Below are 1,022 nucleotides of genomic sequence, written 5' to 3'. Positions count from 1 at the left end.
TGGCCTGGCTTCGCAAGGGCTAAGGTGTGGTACCTATACTTCTCCACATATATCTAAATACAACGAACGAGTCCAATTGCTTGGCGTTGATGCAAGTGACCATCAGCTTGTTGAGGCCTTCCAATATATTGACGAGGTGAGGGGAGACACTCCGCTTACCTACTTTGAGTTCGGCACCTTGGCTGCTTTGTACGTCCTCTTTAATGCAGATCTTGATGTCGTGTTGCTCGAAATCGGTTTAGGAGGGCGCTTGGATGCCGTAAATATCGTTGATGCAGATATCTCCGTGATTACTTCAATCGACATTGATCACATTGACTGGCTCGGCGACGATATTCAACAAATAGGCAGAGAGAAGGCTGGTATCCTAAGGAAAGGTCAGCCATTTTTGGCTGGTGAAAACCTTCCTCAAAGCGTCTTTGAATGTGCTGAGAAGCTCGCTTGTCAAACCTTGGTCTGTCATGAAGATTTCTATATTGACGATGACTTGGTGAGTGTTGCCCAGAAAGATTTGAGTAGGTTCAAGTTTCAGGGGTTTCCAAAGCTAAATTTACCCGATAACAATATTCTTCTCGCCTATCAGTTAATCGCTCTATTGCTTGATGGCCGCTCGCTGGATGCCGACTCGGTATATCGAAGCATGTGCAATGTTAAGTTGTCAGGGCGCCTTGAACAGTCTAGCCAAGTAAAAGGCTTATATTTTGATGTAGGCCATAATCCTCACGCAGCAAGGTTCCTAAAGTCCTTTTTGTTAAAAGAGGGTGAGGGAAAAGATAAAATTGAAGTTGTGTTCTCTGCGTTAGCAGATAAAGATGTTCGAGGCGTTGTCGCGGAACTTTCAGAATCTGTGGATCGCTGGCTAATAGCGCCATTGAATGTTGACAGAGCAATGTCTATTGCCGAATTGCAGAGTGTGCTTTCTGAAGTGTCCGATAAGGTTCTTAGCTTCGAGACGATAGATCAAGCACTTGCGTTTAGCCTAGAGCAAAAAGAGAAGGAAATATCGGCTATGACTACTGGTA

Annotated in this window: 1 protein-coding gene; it reads left to right on the top strand. The window is 44.8% G+C overall.

Features of this window, described 5'->3' with window-relative positions; genetic code table 11:
* Positions 1 to 4 precede the first annotated feature (4 nt).
* On the top strand, positions 5 to 1,022 hold a 1,018-nt coding region (locus tag A3766_RS02930), incomplete at its 3' end, for a folylpolyglutamate synthase/dihydrofolate synthase family protein (RefSeq protein WP_369808591.1).

It is taken from the genome of Oleiphilus sp. HI0132 (assembly GCF_001635845.1).
The sequence above is the reverse complement of the archived record's forward strand: the minus strand, read 5'-3'. Positions and strand labels throughout refer to the sequence as shown.